This window comes from Zoogloea sp. LCSB751 (assembly GCF_002028455.1).
GTDB lineage: Bacteria > Pseudomonadota > Gammaproteobacteria > Burkholderiales > Rhodocyclaceae > Zoogloea.
In genome coordinates this window covers 1-261 of record NZ_MWUM01000304.1, presented here as the reverse complement: position 1 = coordinate 261, position 261 = coordinate 1, and the positions used below count along the sequence as shown (strand labels likewise).

The following is a 261-nucleotide window of genomic DNA, read 5'->3' as shown; positions in this document are numbered from 1 at the left end:
CGCGTTTTGGCATCCCGCTGCGACTTGAGTTTTATAATGTCAAAGATTTAAGCACCATTGTGACCCGTTCTGCCCAAGTGATGGGATTAGCCATTGATAGTGAGGGCGCAACTGAAATTGCCAAACGTTCGCGCGGTACACCAAGGATTGCCAATCGATTACTCCGGCGGGTGCGTGATTATGCCGAAGTGCAACACGATGGTGCTGTGACTCAACATGTTGCTGAGCTGGCGCTCAATTTACTCGATGTCGATGGCGAAG

At 50.6% G+C, this 261-nt stretch carries 1 pseudogene; it reads left to right on the top strand.

What is annotated here, in order from left to right:
• Positions 1 to 261, top strand: a pseudogene (locus B4920_RS26730) (Holliday junction branch migration DNA helicase RuvB); the annotation flags it as partial.